Source organism: Vibrio sp. 1069 (assembly GCF_033340555.1).
In genome coordinates this window covers 1-560 of the sequence record NZ_JAWOWP010000758.1, presented here as the reverse complement: position 1 = coordinate 560, position 560 = coordinate 1, and the positions used below count along the sequence as shown (strand labels likewise).

The following is a 560-nucleotide window of genomic DNA, read 5'->3' as shown; positions in this document are numbered from 1 at the left end:
CATCAGACCCATCGAAACGTCAGCCAACGACCAAACCACAGGAAGAGACGCTAGCGCACCAAACATTACCATGCCCAGAACCACAACGCGGAAGATGCTTAGACCAGCTTTATGGTTGTGCTCCAAGAAGATCAGGTTCGTTTCTGCGTAAGAGTAGTTCGCGATGATTGAAGTAAACGCGAAGAAGAAGATTGCAACTGCAACAAAGATGCCGCCCCAATCACCCACTTGCGAGCTCAATGCACGCTGAGTTAGCTCAATACCAGTAACTTCCGTTGCTTGACCTACATACTCGCCCGACATCAGGATAATCGCTACTGTTGCAGAACAGATAACAATCGTATCCATGAACACGCCTAGCATCTGAACGTAACCTTGAGATGCTGGGTGCGGTGGGTAAGGCGTTGCCGACGCTGCCGCGTTAGGCGCAGACCCCATACCCGCTTCGTTCGAGAATAGACCACGTTTGATACCGTTGATCATTGCTTGTGCAATCGCATAACCAAGACCACCCGCTGCAGCTTCTTGCAGACCGAATGCGCTCTTGAAGATCAGCATCA

At 50.7% G+C, this 560-nt stretch carries 1 protein-coding gene; it reads right to left on the bottom strand.

Annotated features, from left to right (window positions below):
* A partial coding sequence (locus tag R7040_RS28895) for an alanine:cation symporter family protein (protein ID WP_318097957.1) occupies positions 1-560 on the bottom strand: 560 nt, incomplete at both ends.